Raw genomic sequence first — 545 nt, 5'->3', positions numbered from 1 at the left:
CAAGGCGGTGCCGAAGCTGGAGGCTTTGCGCGTCTGGCTCGAAACCCAGAACCGTGGCCTGTCGTCCGACAGCAATCTGGCGCGGGCCTGTCGCTATCCGCTCAATCGCTGGCAGGCCATGATCCGCTACTGCAATGATGGTCGGCTCGAGATCAGCAACAATCTGGTGGAAAACGCGCTGCGCGGTGTCGCGCTCGGGCGCCGGAACTGGATGTTCGTCGGCTCCATGAAGGGTGGAGAGGCCGCCGCGCTCTTCTACTCCCTGGCCGGCACATGCCGGCTCAACGGCGTCGAGCCTGAGGCGTGGTTCACAGACGTCATTGAGCGCATCGGCAACTACCCGATCAATCGGATCGATGACTTTTTACCCTGGAAATGGCAGGCATCAAAGCTGAGCAACGATCTGGAGAAGGTTGCGTGAGCAACGGCACCGTGGTGCGGATGAAGATTACGCTGGACGACGTCACGCCGGCCGTCAGCCGAACGCTGGAGGTGCCGCTCAATATCCGGCTCGACCGTCTGCACACCGTCATCCAGACCGCCTT

The 545-nt window shown here is 61.8% G+C and carries 2 protein-coding genes; both read left to right on the top strand.

Annotated features, from left to right (window positions below; all coding sequences use genetic code 11):
* On the top strand, positions 1 to 421 hold a 421-nt coding region (locus tag F7P65_RS21870; RefSeq protein ID WP_150295659.1), incomplete at its 5' end, for an IS66 family transposase.
* Positions 376 to 545: IS1096 element passenger TnpR family protein (locus F7P65_RS22585; RefSeq protein ID WP_420853338.1), on the top strand; the 170-nt coding region annotated here is incomplete at its 3' end. The genes F7P65_RS21870 and F7P65_RS22585, both read left to right, overlap by 46 nt.

It is taken from the genome of Sphingobium estronivorans (assembly GCF_008692605.1).
Taxonomy (GTDB): domain Bacteria; phylum Pseudomonadota; class Alphaproteobacteria; order Sphingomonadales; family Sphingomonadaceae; genus Sphingobium; species Sphingobium estronivorans.
Note: the sequence above shows the minus strand (reverse complement) of the source record. Positions and strands in the feature narration are given on the sequence as shown.